The organism is Microbispora cellulosiformans (assembly GCF_008728085.1).
GTDB classification, from domain to species: domain Bacteria; phylum Actinomycetota; class Actinomycetes; order Streptosporangiales; family Streptosporangiaceae; genus Microbispora; species Microbispora amethystogenes.
This window is the reverse complement of the sequence record NZ_VYTZ01000001.1, coordinates 539,195-557,274: the sequence shown is the minus strand read 5'-3', so window position 1 is coordinate 557,274 and position 18,080 is coordinate 539,195. Positions and strand designations below refer to the sequence as shown.

Below are 18,080 nucleotides of genomic sequence, written 5' to 3'. Positions count from 1 at the left end.
CAAATGATGCACGACCGCGGGCGGCTGGGCCGCACGATCTTGGCGACGCTGGCCGCGGCGGCGCTGAGCGGACTGGTCATCGGAGCGCTGGCGCGCCTCCTGATGCGGGGGGTCAAACTCGCCGTCGGAGGGCCGACCGACCTCTCCCCGGCCGGCACGGCGATCATCATCGTCGCCTTCGGTGTGCTGGCCCTGCCGGCGGCGGCGACCGCGACCGCGCGTCCGGCGATCATGCATGTCGGCCGGTGGGTGACCGCCCTGGTGACGGGGCTGCAGGCGGCCAGGACCGGGCTCGGCGACGCGCAGGCCATCCTCCTGGCCGAGGACGGCCAGTTGACGCCGATATCCATGCTGATCGTCGCGTTCGCCGCCGTTGTGGTGGCTCATGGCCGGTTCGCCCAGCACCTCACCCTCCGCTTCAGGCGGCTCCCAGCGGGCGAGAGCGCCCCCGCCGCAGTGGTTGGATCATTGTGATCTGTCCCTTTTCAGTGGTCTAGTCCAATTAGTGAGACCGCCCTCGGGGCGCGGAGCGTCATTCGCTAGCCTTCCAACCATGGCCGCCATCGCTCCTGCCGAACGACACAACGCCGTAGCGGAGATGCCGGATGAGCTCCGCGCGGACGTGCGCCTCCTGGGTGGACTGCTGGGTCAGGTGATCGCCGAGCACGGCGGCCCCGACCTCCTCGCCGACGTGGAACGGCTCCGGAAGGCGGTGATCGCGGCCCGGCGCCGGGAGACGACCGCCGACGAGGTCGCGGCCCTGGTCGCCGAATGGCCCGTCGACCGCGCCGTGCAGATCGCCCGCGCCTTCACCTGCTACTTCCACCTCGCCAACCTCGCCGAGGAGCACTACCGGGTGCGTACGCTCCGGCAGCGCGACAAGGACGACGTGCCGCTGCGCGAGTCGCTCGCCGAGGCCGTCCAGCGGCTGCGCGGGGACGACCGCCTCCAGGAGCTGATCGACGGGCTGGAGTTCCGGCCGGTGCTCACCGCGCACCCGACCGAGGCGCGGCGGCGCGCGATCGTCACCGCCATCCAGCGGATCAGCGCGCAACTCGACGCGTACAACATGCCGGGACGGGGGGCCGCCGAGCGCGAGGAGGCCCACCGGCGGCTGCTGGAGGAGATCGACCTCCTCTGGCGGACCGCGCAGCTCCGGCACACCAAGCTCGACCCCCTGGACGAGGTCCGCACCGCGATGGCGGCGTTCGACGAGACGCTGTTCCGCACGGTGCCGCTGATCTACCGGTCGCTCGACGCGGCGCTCGGCCCGGGCACCGGGACGCGGGAGCCGCAGGCGAAGGCGTACATCCGCTACGGAAGCTGGATCGGCGGCGACCGCGACGGCAACCCCAACGTCACCGCCAAGGTGACCAGGGAGGCCATGCAGATCCAGGCCGAGCACGTGCTCATCGCGCTGGAGAACGCCACCACCAGGATCGGCAGGTCGCTGACCCTGGCCGGCGCCTACACGCCGCCGTCCGCCGAGCTGCGCGCCGCGCTCGCCCAGGCCGAGGACGACCACCCCGACCTCGTGTCGGAGATGGCCACCCGCTCCCCGATGGAGCCGCACCGCCAGTGGCTGATGTTCGTGGCGGCCAAGATCGCCGCGACCCGCCGTCGTGACCTCGATCTCGCCTACCGCGCCCCGGCGGAGCTGCTCGCCGACCTGCGGCTCGCGCAGGACTCCCTGCGCGGCGCGGGCGCCGTACGGCAGGCGTACGGCGAGCTGCAGCACCTGATCTGGCAGGTCGAGACCTTCGGCTTCCACCTGGCGGAGCTGGAGGTGCGCCAGCACTCGGCGGTCCACGCGGCGGCGTTGCAGGAGATCGCGTCCGGCACGTTGTCCGAGCGCACCGAGGAGGTCCTGGCCACGATCCGGGTGATCGGCTGGATCCAGGAGCGCTTCGGCGTGACCGCCTGCTCCCGGTACGTCGTCTCGTTCACCCGGTCGGCCGACGACATCGCCGCCGTGTACGAGCTCGCCCGGCACGCCCTCGGCGACCGCGCTCCGGTGCTGGACGTGGTTCCGCTGTTCGAGTCGGGGGAGGACCTCGACAACTCCACGAGAGTCCTGGAGGGCATGGCCGCGCTGGAGCCGGTGCGCAAGCGGCTGGCGACCAACGGGCGGCGCATGGAGGTCATGCTCGGCTACTCCGACTCGGCCAAGGAACTCGGCCCGGCGGCGGCCACTCTGCGCCTGTACGACGCGCAGGCCGCGCTGACCGCCTGGGCGGCGGCCAACGACATCCGGCTCACGCTCTTCCACGGCCGCGGCGGCGCGCTCGGCCGCGGCGGCGGCCCGGCCAACCGCGCCGTCCTCGCCCAGGCCCCCGGGTCGGTGGCCGGACGGTTCAAGGTCACCGAGCAGGGCGAGGTCATCTTCGCCCGGTACGGCCACTCCGCCATCGCCAAGCGCCACATCGAGCAGGTCACCAACGCCGTGCTGCTGGCGTCCACCTCGGCGGTGGAGTCGAGCACGGCCGAGGCGGCGGCCAAGTTCCGCCGGCTCGCCGACCTCGTCGCCTCGGCCTCCGAGCGCGCGTACCGGGGCCTGACCGAGGCCCAGGGCTTCCCCGAGTGGTTCGCGCTGGTCAGTCCGCTGGAGGAACTCGGCTCGCTGCGGCTCGGCTCCCGGCCCGCACGGCGCGGTCTCGGCGCGCCCCGCTCGCTCGACGACCTGCGGGCCATCCCGTGGGTCTTCTCGTGGGCGCAGACCCGGGTCAACCTCCCCGGCTGGTACGGCCTCGGCAGCGGCCTCGCCGCCGTGGTCACCGACGGCGGCATGGCCGAACTGCGCGCGGCGTACCGGGAGTGGCCGCTGTTCGCCGCGATGCTGGACAACGCGGAGATGTCGCTGGCCAAGACCGACCGCGCCATCGCGTCCCGGTACCTGGGGCTGGGCGGGCGGAGCGACTTCGCCGAGCAGGTCCTGGAGGAGTACGACCTGACGAGGCGGCTGGTGCTGGAGGTGACCGGCCACACGCGCCTGCTGGAGAACCGGCGGGTCCTCTCGCGGGCCGTGCAGCTTCGCGACCCGTACGTGGACGCGCTCAGCCACCTGCAACTGCGCGCGCTGTCGGCGCTGCGGGCGGCCGGCGACCTGTCGGAGGAGGAGCGCGAGCGCCTGTCCACGCTGCTGCTGCTGAGCGTGAACGGCGTCGCCGCCGGCCTCCAGAACACCGGCTGACCGGCCGGACCGGCGTGCGGGCGCAGGTGAACGGGCGCCCGCACGCCGGTCAGCCGCGAAGTGTCACTGCGCGGGAGAGGCCGAGATCGACGGCTCCCGTTCGACGTCGATCCTCTCGGGGCAGGCGTAGACGTTGAAGCGCTCGTCGCGCAGGAACCCCACGAGCGTGACGCCGAACTCGCGGGCGAGGTCGACGGCGAGCGACGAGGGCGCGGAGACGGCGCAGACGATCTGGATCCCGGCGCTCGCGGCCTTCTGCATGATCTCGTAGCTGACGCGGCCGCTGACCAGCAGGACGTGCCGGTCGAGGGGCAGCGTGCCGCCCATCAGCGCCCAGCCGACCAGCTTGTCGACCGCGTTGTGCCGCCCCACGTCCTCCCGCACGGCCACGGGAGCGCCCTCGGGCGTGAACAGCCCGGCGGCGTGCAGCCCGCCCGTCCTGCCGAACACCCCCTGGGCCGCGCGCAGCCGGTCCGGCAGGGCGTAAAGGGTCGCGGCGGACACGCCGACCGGCGGGCGTACGGCCGGCGGCGCACAGCGGTCACGCAGGGCGTCCAGGCTGGCCGTGCCGCAGACGCCACACGCGCTCGACGTCAGGAAGTTCCGCTGGACGGAGGTCATGTCGGGCAGTTCGGGAGCGGTGAGCCGTACGGTCACGGTGTTGTAGCGCGCCTCGGGGTCCAGGTCCTCGTCCGTGCAGTAGCCGATGGCGGCGATGCCGCCGGGGCCGACGATCCCCTCGCCGTGCAGGAACCCCGCCGCGAGCTCGAAGTCCGCGCCCGGCGTCCGCATCGTGATCGCCACCGTGCGGGCGTCGCCGCCCGCGGCCAGCAGCCGGATCTCCAGCGGTTCCTCGGTGGCGAGGTCGTCCCGCCGGTCGCGTACGGCCGATCCCGACACCCTCCGGACGTAGAACCGCGTGACCGGCCCCGGACGGGCCGGCAGCCCTTCACCGCCGTCCCCTCGCATCTGCTTCCTCCTCTGGCGGCATGGCTGCCGCTCTTTCCCGTACGCAGCCTGCCACGCCTCGTCCCGGGCTCGTCTCAGGGGTCCTCCGCCGGGCGACGCGGGGGAGGGCCGCCGTCGCACAGGCGGGTCACGAGGCGGGTCACGGCGCGGGCGACGGACGCCACGGAGACGTCGGCCATGCAGGCAGGGCCCGCCGGGAACGGTCGAGCCGGAATCGCCGGCCACGCGGATGGGGGAAACGGCGGAGCCGGCGATGCCGTACCTCTCGGCCCAGGTGGGGCCGAACAGCCCGACCGTGGCCGCGCCGGACGCGGCGGCGAGGCGCAGCGGGCCGGTGTCGCCGCCCACGACCACAGCGCCCCTTCTCGCCACCGCGGCGAAGCACGCGGCGAGCCCGCGCAGGTCGCGGGACGGCAGCACCGCCGCTGCCGGGCACGGGTGACCGGGCGCCGTACCGCGGGCCGCGGCCGGGCCGGGGACGTGCTCGTGCGGCGCGCCGAGCGTGAGCAGGGGATGGCCCCGGCGGGCCGGCAGCGCGGCGAGTGCCCGCCAGCGCGCGGCGGGCCAGTGCTTCACGTCCATGCCCGCCTCGGTGACCAGCACCACCGGCGGGCGGGGCGTGGCGGTCGGGAGACACCGCCCGACCGTGCTCTCGCCGTCCGCGATCTCGTCCGCCGTCAGCCGCACGACCGGCCGCGTACGGAGGTCGCCCGGCGCCGGCAGCCCCTCGGCGAGCAGGATCCGCAGGTACCGCTCGCCGACCGGCTCGCCGGGAGGCGGGTGACGCCACAGATCGGTGACGCAGCGGGCGCCCGAGGCGGCGAGGAGATCGGGGATGCCGTCGTAGCGGGTGGTGGTGACGGCCAGGTCCGGACGGCGGGCCGCGAGGGCCTCGGCCACGGCCTCCCGCTCGGCGCCCGCGCCGCCGTGGCGCGGGGTGAGCACCCGGGTGACGGCGGGGTCCGCGCGCAGCAGGGCGGCGCCGGGCGCGTGGGTGAGCACGCGCAGCGACGCCCCGGGGTTGCGGCGGGCCAGGGCGTGTCCGGCGGGCAGCACCATGATCAGGTCGCCGATGCCGCCGAGGAGGTCGACGACCAGGATCTCCCGGTACGGCTCACGCATCACGGCCGGGGAGATCTCGGCGCGGATCGGCCACGGCCGTGTACCGGCCCCGCCCATCAGCCGACGCAGGCCCGGATCGTCCAGCAGCGCGACGGCGGCGGCGTCGCGGCGGGCCGGGATCACGGCGGGGGCCTCCCCGAGCGGAAGCGCCGGGTCGGGTTCGTCCGGCACGGTGACCGCTACCGGCAGACCGTGCGCCAGCATCGTGAGCACCCGTCTCCCTGTCCCACAGGCGGGCCCGCTCCAGCGGCCGCCAGACGGCGCCGGGCACCCATCCGGGGGTCGCCCACCAGCCGTACTCGTGCAGGGTCGTCACCAGCGGCGTCCCGCCCGGCAGCAGGGGCGGGAGCAGTCCCGGCAGCCCGGAGAACCGGTAGGCCGAAGGGGCGAACTGCACGTGGACCACGTCGGGGCGCAGCCGCCGCACCCGCCGGGCGGCCGCCAGCGTCGCCGGCAGCCACTGCCGCGCGGAGCGGGCGTCCGGCGTTCCCACCGGCACGCCCACCGCGTCGATTCCGGCCCCGCCCAGTGCGCCGACGAGGCGCTCGGCGTAGTCGCCGACACCGTCGCGGTGCGCGGGCCCGGGACCGTGGACCACGGCCACGCGGATCTCTCTCGCCATGGTCGCCTCCCTCAGGCGGCGCTGTGCCCGGGGGTCTTCCCCGGCAAAACCCTGATCCGCGCGGGTCACAGCCGGATCCCGGGTCCGCCGTACGGGCGCGGCGGCTCCGGCGGCATGCCCCCACGGCCGCCGAGGGCCCGCGCTGAGGCCGCCTGGGAGCCCGCCCGGGGAACCGGCACGGACCCGCTCTCAGTTCGCCTGGGGACCCTCCTGGCGCCCCGCGCTGAGGCCTATCGAGGCGGCGGGCCGCCGATGTGGCTTCGCGGAGGTGGGGGCGGCCCCCGGCCGATAGCCTGGACGCGTGCCCGACTCGCCGTACGCCGACCTCGATCGGCCTCCGCTGTCCGAGACCGCGCTGACCAGGGCGCTGGTGCGCCCCGGATCGCTGTGGTCGTCCGTGCGCGTGGTCGAGCGGACCGGTTCCACCAACGCCGACCTCGCGAAGACCGTGCGGGACACCCCCGGTGAGGGCGCCGTGCTGGTCGCGGAGGCGCAGTTCGCGGGCCGGGGACGGCTCGGCCGCCCCTGGAGCGCGCCGCCGCGCTCGGGGCTGACGTTCTCGATGCTGCTGCGGCCGGAGGTGCCGCTCGCGCGGCAGGGCTGGCTGGCCCTGCTGGTGGGTCTCGCCGCCGCCTCCGCCGTACGGCGGATCGCCGAGCTGGACGTACGGCTGAAGTGGCCGAACGACCTCATGATCGGGGAGCGCAAGCTGGCCGGCATCCTGGCCGAGCGGGTCGACCGGGTGGTCGTCATCGGCATGGGCCTCAACGTCTCGCTGCGGCGGGAGGAACTGCCCGTCGAGCGGGCCACGTCCCTCGCGGTGGAGAACGCCGCCTGCACCGACCGCGACCCGCTGCTGCGCGCGATCCTGCGGGAGGTCGAGTCGCACTACCGCGACTGGGTGGCCGCCGACGGCGACCCGGACGCCTCGGGCCTGCGCGCGGCCTATCTCGCCTGGTCGGCGACCGTGGGCCAGGACGTACGGGTCGAACTGCCCGGCGAGCGGGTGCTCACCGGCCGGGCCGCCGGCATCGACCCGGCGGGCCACCTGATCGTGCGCGGCGAGGACGGGGAGCACTCGCTCAGCGCCGGCGACGTCGTTCACGTCCGCCCCGGGCCGATCACGTAGCCCGGGAACGCATGCGAACGACCCGGGATCGTGTCACGATTTGCGCCATGGGTCTCCCGGATCACTATCTGGCCGAGGGCGAGCGGGTCGTTCTATCGTTCCATCCGCACTGGAAGCGGCTCATCCTGCCGGTTCTCGCCTTCGTCGTCGTCCTGGCCGCCGCCGTCGCGGCCTTCGTCCTCATTCCCGGCGACTACGAGTACGCGGGGCTCGCCCGCGGCGCGGTGGCCGTGGTCGCCTTCGTGGCGCTGGTCCTGTGGACGCTCATCCCCTATCTGCGCTGGGTGACGACCTCCTACACACTGACCTCGCACCGCTTCGCCATCAGCCTCGGGGTGCTGAACAAGTCGGAGGACGACATCCCGCTGGCCAAGGTCAGCAGCGTGAGCTCCGACCAGCGGTTCCTGGAGCGCATCCTGGGCTGTGGCACGCTCCGGGTCGAGTCGGCCTCGGAGAAGGGCGACATCGACTACCGGGACATCCCCCAGATCCAGCGCGTACGGCACGAGCTGTTCCGGCTGGTGGAGGATGCCGCCGACGGGAAAATCGACGGGGAGTAGCGCGGCGCGGACCACGTGCCGTACGGGGGAGGGAGACGTGGAGACAAGCGGGCGGCCCGGCGCCGACGACATGCGGCGGCTGTTCCTGGGGCCGCCGCCGGTGTACACGCGGCGGCAGGTCGCCGAGGCGGCGGGGATCCCGCAGGACCTCGCCGCGCGGATCTGGCGGGCACTCGGCTTCGCGACGTTCGCCGACGACGCGGTGGCGTTCACGGACGCCGATCTGGAGGCCCTGCACCGCATCCGCGACCTGCTGGACGCGGAGATGCTCGACGAGCGGTCCGTGATCCGCATGGCGCGCGCGCTCGGCCGCAACACCGCGCGGCTCGCGCAGTGGCAGGCCGAAATCATGGTGGACGCGCTGATCGAGCCCGGAGCGCGGCCGGGCGAGGAGCGGCTCCGGCAGGTGATGGACACGGTCAGCCGCCTGCTGCCGGACTTCGAGCGGACGCTGGTGCACGTCTGGCGGTCACAGCTCGCCGCGACCGCGAGCCGGCTGGTCAGCCTCGCCGAGCCCGGCGAGCCGGGCGGGGAGGCGTCCCCGACCCGCCCGAGGCTCGCGGTGGGGTTCGCCGACCTCGTCGCCTTCACCCGGGTGTCCCGGGAGCTGGACGAACTGGCGCTGGCCGACCTGGTCGAGGGGTTCGAGTCGCGGGCCTCCGACGTGATCGCGGCCCACGACGGGCGGCTGGTGAAGACGCTCGGCGACGAGGTGCTCTTCACGGCCTCGGGCCCGCGCACCGCGGCCCTGATCGCGCTCGACCTGCTCGACGAGCTCAAGCGGGACGCCGAGGGGCCGGACGTGCGGGTCGGGCTGGCGTACGGCCCGGTGCTGCCCGCGATGGGCGACGTCTTCGGCACGACGGTGAACCTGGCGGCGCGGCTCACCGCCATCGCCCGGCCGGGCACGATCCTCGCCGACAGCGAGATGGCCGCGGCGCTCACCGGGGCCTCCGGCGTCGACCTGGTGAAACTGCGCCGCCGCCCCGCACGCGGGCTCGGCGTCGTGGAGCCGTATGTTCTGAGGAGATCCAGCAGAGAGAGTTGAGGTGCGGGGCATGCCGTACGAAGTCCAGGGCGTGGTGGCACGGGGCAAGGGAGAGGCGGTGACACTGGAGACGGTCGTCGTCCCGGACCCGGGGCCCGGCGAGGCGGTCGTGAACGTGCAGGCCTGCGGCGTCTGCCACACCGATCTCCACTACCGCGAGGGCGGCATCAACGACGAGTTCCCGTTCCTGCTGGGCCACGAGGCCGCGGGCGTCGTCGAGGCGGTCGGTGAGGGCGTCACCGAGGTCGCGCCGGGCGACTACGTCATCCTCAACTGGCGGGCGGTCTGCGGGCAGTGCCGGGCGTGCCTGCGGGGCCGGCCGTGGTACTGCTTCAGCACCCACAACGCCGCCCAGAAGATGTCCCTGGCCGACGGCACCGCGCTCAGCCCGGCGCTCGGCATCGGGGCGTTCGCGGAGAAGACCCTGGTGGCCGCGGGCCAGTGCACGAAGGTCGACCCGGCGGCCGTCCCGGCCGTCGCCGGCCTCCTCGGCTGCGGCGTGATGGCGGGCCTCGGCGCCGCGATCAACACCGGCGGCGTCACCCGCGGCGACTCGGTGGCGGTGATCGGCTGCGGCGGCGTGGGCAACGCGGCGATCCTCGGGTCGAACCTCGCCGGGGCGCGGACGATCATCGCGGTGGACGTCGACGACCGCAAGCTCGACTGGGCCCGCCGCTTCGGCGCCACCCACACCGTCAACTCGCGTGAGGCCGATCCCGTGGCGGCGATCCGCGACCTGACCGGTGGTTTCGGCGCCGACGTGGTGATCGAGGCGGTGGGCCGCCCGGAGACGTACAAGCAGGCCTTCTACGCCCGCGACCTGGCCGGGACCGTCGTGCTCGTCGGCGTGCCGACGCCCGAGATGACCCTCGAACTCCCCCTGCTCGACGTGTTCGGCCGCGGTGGCGCGCTCAAGTCGTCCTGGTACGGCGACTGCCTGCCCAGCCGCGACTTCCCGATGCTGATCGACCTCTATCTGCAGGGACGGCTCGACCTCGACGGGTTCGTCTCCGAGACCATCGCCCTCGACCAGGTCGAGGAGGCGTTCGGCAAGATGCACCGCGGGGAGGTGCTGCGCTCCGTCGTGGTGCTCTGAGTCACTGTGCTCTGAGTCGCGGTGCTCCGACCTCCGCGGACGGCGGCCCGCCTCGGCGACAGGGGCGGCGTTGGGCTCCCCGGGTCCTCCTCGGACAGCGGGTTTGCCGGACGCCGCCCCTTTCTGTGCGTGGGATCACGTAGGCAAGCCTTACCAAAGTGGGTTATCTTAGGTATGCCTAACCTTCCTCATGATCCCTGAGAGGGCGATCCATGTACGTGTGCATCTGCCGCGCGGTCACCGAGAACGAGGTGCACGACTGCATCGCCGCGGGGGCGCGGACGGCTCGTCAGGTGCGGGACGCCACCGGCGCCGGAGGGGACTGCGCGTCATGTGTCCGAAAGATCTGTGCCATCCTGAAACGGTCAGACGACCTGGTCACCAGCGCATAGATCGAGGTACGCGATGCAGGGCGACAAGGAGATCATCGCGCTGCTCAACGAGCAGCTCACCTCCGAGCTCACCGCCATCAACCAATACTTCCTGCACGCCAAGCTGCAGGAGAACTGGGGCTACACCAAACTCGCCGCCTTAACGAGGGCGGAGTCGATAGACGAGATGCGGCACGCGGAGGAGCTCACCGACCGGATCCTCTTCCTGGAGGGCCTGCCGAACTACCAGAAGCTCAACACCCTCCACATCGGCCAGACCGTCAGGGAGCAGCTCCAGGCCGACCTGGAGCTTGAGGTCGAGGTGGTCAAGCGGCTGCGGCCGGGGATCGCCCTCATGCGAGAGCGGGGAGACTTCACCTCCGCCACGCTCTTCGAGCGGATCCTCGCCGACGAGGAGCACCACATCGACTACCTGGAGACCGAGCTCGGGCTCCTGGACAGCCTGGGCGAGCAGTCCTACCTCCAGCGGTACGCGGAGCCGCCGTCGCCCGCCTGAGGCCCGCCCGGAGTCTCGTCCGGAGGTCGGCCGAAACTCGCGAATACAGATGGACAACGCCCGTCGACATCGGTTCGGCGGGCGTTTCTCATGTCATTATCCGTATTGATCCGAGGCTGTTCGAATTGGCGGAGAACGCCATAAAAGATCACGGCCCTTCCGTGCTGACTATCCGGGATATATCAGTGTTTGCCCAGGTCAATTGATGAGTCAACGACAAGTCAAACTGCGCGCTGTAGCCGGGAAACGATCGCTTAAGGTCCTACGATCGCACCATGACCTGCGTACTTCTCGCCGAGGATGACACCTCGATATCCGAGCCACTGGCGCGCGCACTGCGCCGGGAGGGCTATCAGGTGGAGGTGAGCCCGGATGGCCCGCAGGCCCTGGAGAGGGCCTTGTCGGGGGGCGTCGACCTGATTGTTCTCGACCTCGGCCTGCCAGAAATGGACGGGCTGGAGGTCGCGCGCCGCATTCGCGCGGAGGGACACGGGACTCCGGTCCTGATCCTCACCGCCCGTGTCGACGAAGTCGACACCGTCGTCGGTCTCGACGCGGGGGCCGACGACTATGTGACCAAGCCGTTCCGGCTGGCGGAGTTGCTCGCCCGTGTGCGGGCGCTGCTCCGGCGCGGAACATCGGAGACCCCGGTGGTGCAGGGCGTCCGCATCGACGCCGACTCCCGCCGGGCCTGGATGGGGGACAAGGAGCTGCATCTCACCACCAAGGAGTTCGACCTGCTGCGCGTGCTCGTACGGGACGCCGGCAAGGTCGTCACCCGCGAGCAGATCATGCGCGAGGTGTGGGACACCAACTGGTGGGGTTCGACAAAGACACTGGACATGCACATTTCCTGGCTGCGCCGGAAGCTGGGCGACGACGCGGCCAAACCGCGCTACATCACCACCGTTCGTGGGGTCGGCTTCCGCTTCGAGCGCGAGTAGCGGCCGTGGGGCGGTTTCGGGGGAGGAGCTAGCCGCATGCGCCGGCGCCTGCTTGCCTCCATGCTGCTCGTCGCGGTCATCGCGGTCCTGCTGTTAGGCGTGCCCCTGGGCGTGGTCGTCGTACGGCTGATCAACGACGAGGCCGCCCAGGAACTGCACTCGGAGGCGAACCGGCTGCTGATCGGGGTGGAGTATTCCATCAGCCAGCAGCAGCCGATCAGTCCGGAGCAGCTCGCACGGAACTACCCGGACAGATACCTCCAGGTGTACGTCCGGGGGAATCCGCCGATCATCGCAGGCACGCCGCCGCCGGAGGCCCGCGACCTGACAGAGGAGGCTCGCTCCGAGAACGGCTACGTACGCGTCAGCCGCGACTCGGCCCAGGTCCAGCGGGAGACCCGGGCGCGGCTGGTGCTGATCATCGCGCTCGCGATCGCGGCGCTCGGCGCCGCGATCGGGCTGGCCACCGTGACCTCGCGCCGCCTGAGCCTGCCGCTCCAAGACCTCACCAGGATCGCGGAGCGGCTGGGCTCGGGCGACGCGAGGCCCAGCAGGCACCGCTACGGCGTTCCGGAGCTCGACCTCGTGGCGGAGGTGCTGGACCGCAGCGCGCTACGGATCTCCGATCTGCTCGCCCGCGAGCGCGAGTTCGCCACCGACGCCTCCCACCAGCTGCGTACGCCGCTGACCGGGCTGACCATGCGCCTGGAGGAGATCGTCGCCGCGGCCGGGCAGCCCGAGGTGGTCCGCGAGGAGGGCGAGGCCGCCATCGTGCAGGTCGAGCGGCTGACGGCGGTCATCGACGAGTTGCTGGCCGCCGCCCGCAGGCAGCGCCACGCCCAGGCCGGGCCGCTCGACGTGGACGACGTGGTCGGTCAGCAGATCGTCGAGTGGGAGCCCGCGTTCCGCCGGGCCCATCGGTCGCTGGTGCTGGCGGGAGACCGCGGCCTGCGCGCCCTCGGCACGACGGGCGGGCTCAGCCAGGTGCTGGCCACCCTGCTGGAGAACTCGCTGAAGCACGGCGACGGCGTGCTGACGATCAACACCTCGAGCGCGGGCAAGTCCGTGGTGATCGAGGTGGGCGACGAGGGGCCGGGCATCCCCGAGGCCCTCGGCCAGCGCGTCTTCGAGCGGAACGTGAGCGGCAGCGGTGGCACCGGCCTGGGGCTGACCCTCGCCCGCGCCCTGGTCGCCGCCGACGGCGGCCGGCTCGAACTCGTCAAGCGCCGTCCGGCGACCTTCGCCATCTTCCTGCGGCACGACCGCGACAACGAGCGTCGCCGCGTGGTCTCCGGCCCGGCCTGACCCGGGCGGCGTGCGAAGCGGGGGACGGGAACGGGGTCAGCGAGCGGTGACCGGGTCGGCCTGCGCAGAGACGTCCGCCGTGACAGCCGCTCTCGCCTTCGCCCGCGCCTTCTTGCCGGTCTTCCGAGAGCCGTTCTTCGGGGAGCCGTTCGCCGGGGAGCCGTTCTTCGGAGAGCCACCCGTCGGGGAGCCGTTCTTCTGGGGGCCGACCTTCGCGGCGGACGCGACGAGCGCCTCGACGCCCCCGGCGGGACCAGCGCTCTCGACCGGCTCCGGAGCCGCGAGGAACACCCACTTCTTGTACGACCAGAAGCGGAACAGCGTGCCGATGACCACGCCGACGCCCTGGGCGATGTTGTAGCTCAGTGCGTCGTGCAGACCCAGCGAATACGTGACGAATCCGATGGTGAGCAGCGGGGGCAGCAGCCCGACGCCGTTGAGAATGAAGAACAGGATGTACTCGCGCCGCAGGCCGCTCTGCTTGCGGTGCCGGTAGGTCCAGAACCGGTTGCCCGCGTAGGCGAAGGTGGCGGCGACGATCGTGGCCCCGACCTTCGAGCTCAGCGGGCCCAGGCCGACGCCGAACCGCAGTAGGTTGGTGCCGCCGAAGTCGATGACGAACGCGATCGCGCCCACCGCTCCGAACTTGATCAACTCGTGGATGAGCGTGGCGAACCGCTCGTAGGCGCGTTGTAGAAACTGCACGTCCCGATCGGTCCTTCCTGATCTGCGGCCTGGTCGGCGGCGAGGTCCTCTCAGGCTACCTGCCGGTGGCACAAATGAGGGTAGTAGCGCAACCTCTCGCCGCTTCGCCGCAGGTCACCAAAGAACATTTCACGGAAAATCCCGTCATCTGGGATTTGGCGGCACTCTTCGCACTACGCTCTCGCCCCACTGGATCACTTCGCGCGGGGCCGTGCCGTTGTGGAAGAGGTGGCCTTCACCGTGGTTCGTCGTACCTTCGGGGCTCGTCCGCCGAGCCTCGTCCCCGGCCGCGTCCCGTTCGCGGTCCTGCTCGCGGTTCTTCTCGCGGTCTCTCTCGCGGGGTGCGGAACCGAGAGCGCCCGGGAGCTCCCGGCCGATCCCGGGGAGACCTCCGCGCCGATGGCCGAGGTCGCCCGGGCGGACGCCGAGGCGGCCTTCGGCGGGCTCGGCGATCTCGCCGCCGCCTGGAAGGACGGCGACTGCGCGGAGATCGAGCGGCTCACGACGTGGGCGGAGCAGGCGATCGGGAGCCGTGTCTGCGCGGCGGCCCGCGAGGGCCGCGCCGCGCCCGGCTTCGACGTGCCCGAGGACCCGGAGTTCCTGCTCCCCGCACACGAGGACGGCGAGGACGACCCCTGGTTCGCCGTCCTGGCCCGCAAGCCCACCCCGGCCTACTTCGTTTTCGTACGCGCGGACGGCGCGTGGCGGCTCGGCGCCGGGCCGATTCCGCTCGACGGCGAGGCGCCCGAGGCGTCCGAGGGAGAGGGTGAGATCGTGGACGCCGCGGCCGGCCCGGGTTCCTGGGTCGGGGCGCGGCTCGTATCCACCCGGCACGTCGCGTTCCTGACCGATCCCGCGGGGGTGAGCGGGGTCCGCTTCGTCTCCGGCGACCCGATGCGCGGCCTGCTCGGCGAACTGGTCCGGGCTCCCGGCAGGGTCCGTCCCGACCGCCTGTCCACCGACGTACGCATCGAGGGGCCGGCCCGCGCGCTGGCCCTGCCGGATGGCGGGGCCCTGGTGTTCCACGCGCTGCGCCTCGTCTTCATTCAGAAGCCGGGCCCGGGGCGCCCCTCCCTCGCCCATCGGCGGTACGGCGCGGCCGACGTGCGCGCCTTCACCGGCGGCGCGCCGAAGACCGTGACGGGCGCGGAGATCGTGCTGCTCGCCACCAGGGTGGGCGCGGACAACAGGATGACGACCGTGGGCATGCGCCGGGTCCTGGCCGACATCACCGAGGGCGACGGCTGACCGGGTCGGCTTTGGCTGCTCTGTGAAGCGTGACCCATGGCGGGCGTACGCGCGGGCAATAGGTAGGCTGACCTGTCGTGAACAGCCCGAAGGATTCCCCTTCCCGGCCGGTGGCCGCGCCCGTGGTGGGCCCTGTTGTGGGCCCTGTCGTGGGCATGGTCGGCGCGGGCCAGCTCGCCCGGATGACCCAGCAGGCCGCGATCGCGCTCGGCGTCGAGCTGCGCGTGCTGGCGGGCGCCCGCGACGAGAGCGCCGCCAAGGTCATCGTGGACACCCGGCTGGGCGACTACCGCGACCTCGCCGACCTGCGGGAGTTCGCCAAGGGGTGCGACGCCGTCACGTTCGACCACGAGCACGTGCCGACCGGGCACATCCGGGCCCTGGCCGACGACGGGCACGCCGTACACCCGGGAGCCGACGCGCTCGTCCACGCGCAGGACAAGGCGGTCATGCGCGAGCGGCTCACCGCGATCGGCGCGCCCTGCCCGGCCTGGGCCCGGGTCGAGGACCTGGCCGGCGTCGAGGCGTTCGCCGGCGAGCACGGCTGGCCGGTGGTGCTGAAGGCGGTCCGCGGCGGGTACGACGGCCGGGGCGTGTGGGTCTGCTCGTCGCCGGACGAGGCCGAAGCGGCGCTCGGCACCGGCGTCGACCTGCTGGCCGAGGCGTTCGTCCCGTTCGAGCGGGAGATCGCCGTGCTGGTCGCCCGGTCGCCGCACGGCCAGGGAGTCAGCTACCCCGTCGTGGAGACGGTCCAGCAGGACGGGATCTGCGTCGAGGTCATCGCCCCCGCGCCGGACCTCGGCGAGGAGGAGGCGGCGTACGCCCAGCGCGTCGCGCTCACCATCGCGCGCGACCTCGGCGTGACCGGGCTCCTCGCGGTCGAGATGTTCGTCACGAAGACCGGACTCGTGGTCAACGAACTGGCCATGCGCCCGCACAACAGCGGCCACTGGACGATCGAGGGCGCGCGGACGTCCCAGTTCGAGCAGCACCTGCGGGCCGTGCTGAACCTGCCGCTCGGGTCGCCGTCGATGACCGCGCCGGTCGTCGTCATGGCCAACCTGCTCGGCGGGCCCGACCCGGACGTGTACTCGCGGTACGAGCACGTGCTGGCCAACGACCCGGGTATCAAGATCCATTTCTATGGCAAGGACGTGCGGCCCGGCCGCAAGATCGGGCACGTCACGGCCCTCGGCACCGACCTCGACGAGGTGCGGGCCCGCGCCCGCCACGCCGTCACCTGCCTGAGAGGACCCGTGGATGCCTGACGTCGGGATCGTCATGGGGAGCGACTCGGACTGGCCGGTGATGCGCCTGGCCGCCGAGGCGGTCGCCGAGTTCGGCGTGTCCTTCGAGGCCGACGTGGTCTCCGCGCACCGGATGCCGGCCGAGATGATCGAGTACGGCTCCCGCGCGGCCGGGCGCGGGCTGAAGGTGATCATCGCAGGGGCGGGCGGCGCCGCCCACCTGCCGGGCATGCTGGCCTCGGTCACCCCGCTGCCGGTGATCGGCGTCCCGGTGCCGCTCAAGTATCTCGACGGGATGGACTCGCTGCTGTCGATCGTCCAGATGCCGGCCGGGGTGCCCGTGGCGACCGTCGCCGTCGGCGGCGCGCGCAACGCGGGGCTGCTCGCCGTACGGATCCTGGCGGCGGCCGACGAGGGCCTGCGGCGGCGGATGGAGGAGTTCCAGGTCGCCCTGCGCGACCAGGCGCACGCCAAGGGCGAGCGGCTCCGCGCCGAGGCCGCCGCCCTCCACGGGGAACAGGATCAGGGGCGGCCGAGCGCGCGGTAGTCCCAGCCGGCGCCCCGCCAGGTCTCCACGTCGAGCGCGTTGCGGCCGTCGACGATGACCCGGGCGGCGACGACCGCCCCCAGGTCCTCGGGGTCGAGGGCGACGAACTCCTGCCACTCGGTGAGCAGCAGCACGACCTCGGCTCCACTCGCGGCCTCCAGGGCCGACTCGGCGTACCCGAGCTGGGGGTGGGCGGCCCGCGCGTTGGCCAGGGCGGCCGGGTCGTAGAGCGTCACCAGCCCGCCCAGCTCGGCGATCTTCACCGCGACGTCCAGCGCGGGCGAGTCGCGGATGTCGTCCGAGTTGGGCTTGAAGGCCGCGCCCAGCACCGCCACCCTCCGGCCCCCGAAGGAACCGCCGAGGGCCTCACCGGCGAGGCCGACCATCCGGGTTCGGCGCCGCAGGTTGATCTCGTCGACCTCCCGCAGGAAGGCGAGCGCGTGGCCGGCGCCCAGTTCGTCGGCCCGGGCGGTGAACGCCCTGATGTCCTTGGGCAGGCATCCGCCGCCGAAGCCGAGGCCGGGGTTGAGATACCGGCCGCCGATCCGATCGTCGTACGACAACGCCGCGGACAACTGCGTGACGTCGCCGCCGGCGGCCTCGCAGACCTCCGCCATCGCGTTGATGAACGAGATCTTCGTGGCCAGGAACGCGTTCGCGGCCGACTTGACCAGCTCGGCCGTGGGGAAGTCGGTCACCACGATCGGCACCTCGCCGAGCGGCGCGTAGACGTCCCGCAGGATCTTCTCGGCCCGTTCGGAGGCCACGCCGAGCACGATCCGGTCCGGCTGAAGGGTGTCCCGTACGGCGAAGCCCTCGCGCAGGAACTCGGGATTCCAGGCCAGCTCGGCCTGCGTGCCGGCGGGCGCGAGCCGTACGAGCTTGTCGGCGAGGCGCTCCGCGGTGCCGACGGGGACCGTCGACTTGCCCACGACCAGGCACTCGCGGTCCAGATAGGGGGCCAGCGACTCGACGACCGCGTCGAGATAGGAGACGTCGGCGGCGCGCTCGCCCTTCTTCTGCGGCGTGCCGACGCAGACGAAGTGGACGTCGCCGAACTTCGCCACCTCCTCGTAGGAGGTGGTGAAACGCAGCCTGCCCGAATCGAGGTTGCGGCGGAGGACCTCCTGGAGCCCGGGCTCGTGGATCGGCAGCTCGCCGCGCCGCAGCCGTTCGATCTTGCTCTGGTCCACGTCGAGAGCGAGCACCTCGAAGCCCAGCTCCGCCATGCAGGCCGCGTGCGTGGCACCCAGGTATCCGGTCCCCAGCACGGTGAGGCGGTACGGCACGGCAGGCTCCCCTCTTGCCGACTCTTCGTGATCTGGCATGGTACCGGGCCTGTCATCTGCCCGAGCAGCCACCTGGGCAAACCGGGGCCATGAGCCCAACGGTACGGCCAAACGCCCAGGTGGTCGATGGGTCCTGTGTGCATAGGCCATTACGGCCGTTGTCAGGGCGAG

16 protein-coding genes and 1 pseudogene are annotated in these 18,080 nt (G+C 72.6%); 13 read left to right on the top strand and 4 right to left on the bottom strand.

The window, feature by feature from the left end:
- The first annotated feature begins 3 nt into the window (after window positions 1-3).
- Window positions 4-474: a hypothetical protein gene (locus tag F5972_RS02250; protein WP_150930551.1), complete on the top strand. Its 471-nt coding sequence runs from the start codon at window positions 4-6 to the stop codon at window positions 472-474.
- 79 nt (window positions 475-553) lie between these two features.
- Window positions 554-3,190 (top strand): phosphoenolpyruvate carboxylase, encoded by a 2,637-nt coding sequence (locus F5972_RS02245; RefSeq protein WP_150930549.1) that lies wholly within the window; start codon window positions 554-556, stop codon window positions 3,188-3,190.
- A 63-nt stretch (window positions 3,191-3,253) separates the two neighbouring features.
- Here F5972_RS02245 and fdhD read toward each other — a convergent pair whose 3' ends face one another.
- Window positions 3,254-5,404, bottom strand: coding sequence for a formate dehydrogenase accessory sulfurtransferase FdhD (fdhD, locus tag F5972_RS39135; RefSeq protein ID WP_191909902.1), 2,151 nt, complete (start codon window positions 5,402-5,404; stop codon window positions 3,254-3,256).
- A gap of 127 nt (window positions 5,405-5,531) precedes the next feature.
- Window positions 5,532-5,972: pseudogene (locus F5972_RS39130) on the bottom strand (glycosyltransferase); the annotation flags it as partial.
- 232 nt (window positions 5,973-6,204) lie between these two features.
- Between F5972_RS39130 and F5972_RS02230 the strand changes: the two are divergent.
- The 8 genes from F5972_RS02230 to F5972_RS02195 all read left to right on the top strand — a co-directional run bounded on the left by F5972_RS02230 (window position 6,205) and on the right by F5972_RS02195 (window position 12,873).
- Window positions 6,205-7,032, top strand: a complete 828-nt coding sequence (locus F5972_RS02230; RefSeq protein WP_150930543.1) for a biotin--[acetyl-CoA-carboxylase] ligase — start codon at window positions 6,205-6,207, stop codon at window positions 7,030-7,032.
- Window positions 7,033-7,079: 47 nt separating this feature from the next.
- The gene (locus F5972_RS02225) at window positions 7,080-7,592 is read left to right on the top strand and encodes a PH domain-containing protein (RefSeq protein ID WP_150930541.1); all 513 of its coding nucleotides are present in this window, start codon (window positions 7,080-7,082) and stop codon (window positions 7,590-7,592) included.
- Window positions 7,593-7,629: 37 nt separating this feature from the next.
- Window positions 7,630-8,640, top strand: coding sequence for an adenylate/guanylate cyclase domain-containing protein (locus F5972_RS02220; RefSeq protein WP_225311102.1), 1,011 nt, complete (start codon window positions 7,630-7,632; stop codon window positions 8,638-8,640).
- A 10-nt stretch (window positions 8,641-8,650) separates the two neighbouring features.
- Window positions 8,651-9,736 carry an S-(hydroxymethyl)mycothiol dehydrogenase gene (locus F5972_RS02215; protein WP_150930539.1) on the top strand — a complete coding sequence of 362 codons (1,086 nt, stop codon included), beginning with the start codon at window positions 8,651-8,653 and terminating at the stop codon, window positions 9,734-9,736.
- Between the two features lie 212 nt (window positions 9,737-9,948).
- Window positions 9,949-10,128 carry a (2Fe-2S)-binding protein gene (locus F5972_RS02210; protein WP_111698258.1) on the top strand — a complete coding sequence of 60 codons (180 nt, stop codon included), beginning with the start codon at window positions 9,949-9,951 and terminating at the stop codon, window positions 10,126-10,128.
- 13 nt (window positions 10,129-10,141) lie between these two features.
- Window positions 10,142-10,624: a bacterioferritin gene (gene bfr / locus F5972_RS02205; RefSeq protein ID WP_150930537.1), complete on the top strand. Its 483-nt coding sequence runs from the start codon at window positions 10,142-10,144 to the stop codon at window positions 10,622-10,624.
- A gap of 275 nt (window positions 10,625-10,899) precedes the next feature.
- Entirely contained in the window at window positions 10,900-11,568 is a 669-nt protein-coding gene (locus tag F5972_RS02200) for a response regulator transcription factor (protein ID WP_030451323.1), read from the top strand.
- A 36-nt stretch (window positions 11,569-11,604) separates the two neighbouring features.
- Entirely contained in the window at window positions 11,605-12,873 is a 1,269-nt protein-coding gene (locus tag F5972_RS02195; RefSeq protein WP_150930536.1) for an ATP-binding protein, read from the top strand.
- A 36-nt stretch (window positions 12,874-12,909) separates the two neighbouring features.
- Here the strand turns inward: F5972_RS02195 and F5972_RS02190 are convergent, their stop codons facing one another.
- Window positions 12,910-13,578, bottom strand: coding sequence for a GtrA family protein (locus F5972_RS02190; RefSeq protein WP_150930533.1), 669 nt, complete (start codon window positions 13,576-13,578; stop codon window positions 12,910-12,912).
- A gap of 240 nt (window positions 13,579-13,818) precedes the next feature.
- Here F5972_RS02190 and F5972_RS02185 point away from each other — a divergent pair, with 240 nt between their 5' ends.
- From F5972_RS02185 to purE, 3 genes are all read left to right on the top strand, one after another.
- Window positions 13,819-14,826: a hypothetical protein gene (locus F5972_RS02185; RefSeq protein ID WP_150930531.1), complete on the top strand. Its 1,008-nt coding sequence runs from the start codon at window positions 13,819-13,821 to the stop codon at window positions 14,824-14,826.
- Window positions 14,827-14,951: 125 nt separating this feature from the next.
- Window positions 14,952-16,094, top strand: a complete 1,143-nt coding sequence (locus F5972_RS02180; RefSeq protein WP_150931262.1) for a 5-(carboxyamino)imidazole ribonucleotide synthase — start codon at window positions 14,952-14,954, stop codon at window positions 16,092-16,094.
- Entirely contained in the window at window positions 16,087-16,620 is a 534-nt protein-coding gene (purE, locus tag F5972_RS02175; RefSeq protein WP_150930529.1) for a 5-(carboxyamino)imidazole ribonucleotide mutase, read from the top strand. The genes F5972_RS02180 and purE overlap by 8 nt, the downstream gene beginning before the upstream one ends.
- Here purE and F5972_RS02170 read toward each other — a convergent pair.
- Window positions 16,596-17,909: a UDP-glucose dehydrogenase family protein gene (locus F5972_RS02170; protein ID WP_150930527.1), complete on the bottom strand. Its 1,314-nt coding sequence runs from the start codon at window positions 17,907-17,909 to the stop codon at window positions 16,596-16,598. The genes purE and F5972_RS02170 overlap by 25 nt on opposite strands.
- Between the last annotated feature and the right edge of the window lie 171 nt (window positions 17,910-18,080).

What these genes read in the sequence shown, in the direction of transcription:
- F5972_RS02250 (WP_150930551.1), top strand. Translation starts at nt 4, where the DNA reads ATGATGCACGACCGCGGGCGGCTGGGCCGCACGATCTTGGCGACGCTG.
- F5972_RS02245 (WP_150930549.1), top strand. Translation starts at nt 554, where the DNA reads ATGGCCGCCATCGCTCCTGCCGAACGACACAACGCCGTAGCGGAGATG.
- F5972_RS02225 (WP_150930541.1), top strand. Translation starts at nt 7,080, where the DNA reads ATGGGTCTCCCGGATCACTATCTGGCCGAGGGCGAGCGGGTCGTTCTA.
- F5972_RS02215 (WP_150930539.1), top strand. Translation starts at nt 8,651, where the DNA reads ATGCCGTACGAAGTCCAGGGCGTGGTGGCACGGGGCAAGGGAGAGGCG.
- F5972_RS02210 (WP_111698258.1), top strand. Translation starts at nt 9,949, where the DNA reads ATGTACGTGTGCATCTGCCGCGCGGTCACCGAGAACGAGGTGCACGAC.
- bfr (WP_150930537.1), top strand. Translation starts at nt 10,142, where the DNA reads ATGCAGGGCGACAAGGAGATCATCGCGCTGCTCAACGAGCAGCTCACC.
- F5972_RS02200 (WP_030451323.1), top strand. Translation starts at nt 10,900, where the DNA reads ATGACCTGCGTACTTCTCGCCGAGGATGACACCTCGATATCCGAGCCA.
- F5972_RS02195 (WP_150930536.1), top strand. Translation starts at nt 11,605, where the DNA reads ATGCGCCGGCGCCTGCTTGCCTCCATGCTGCTCGTCGCGGTCATCGCG.
- purE (WP_150930529.1), top strand. Translation starts at nt 16,087, where the DNA reads ATGCCTGACGTCGGGATCGTCATGGGGAGCGACTCGGACTGGCCGGTG.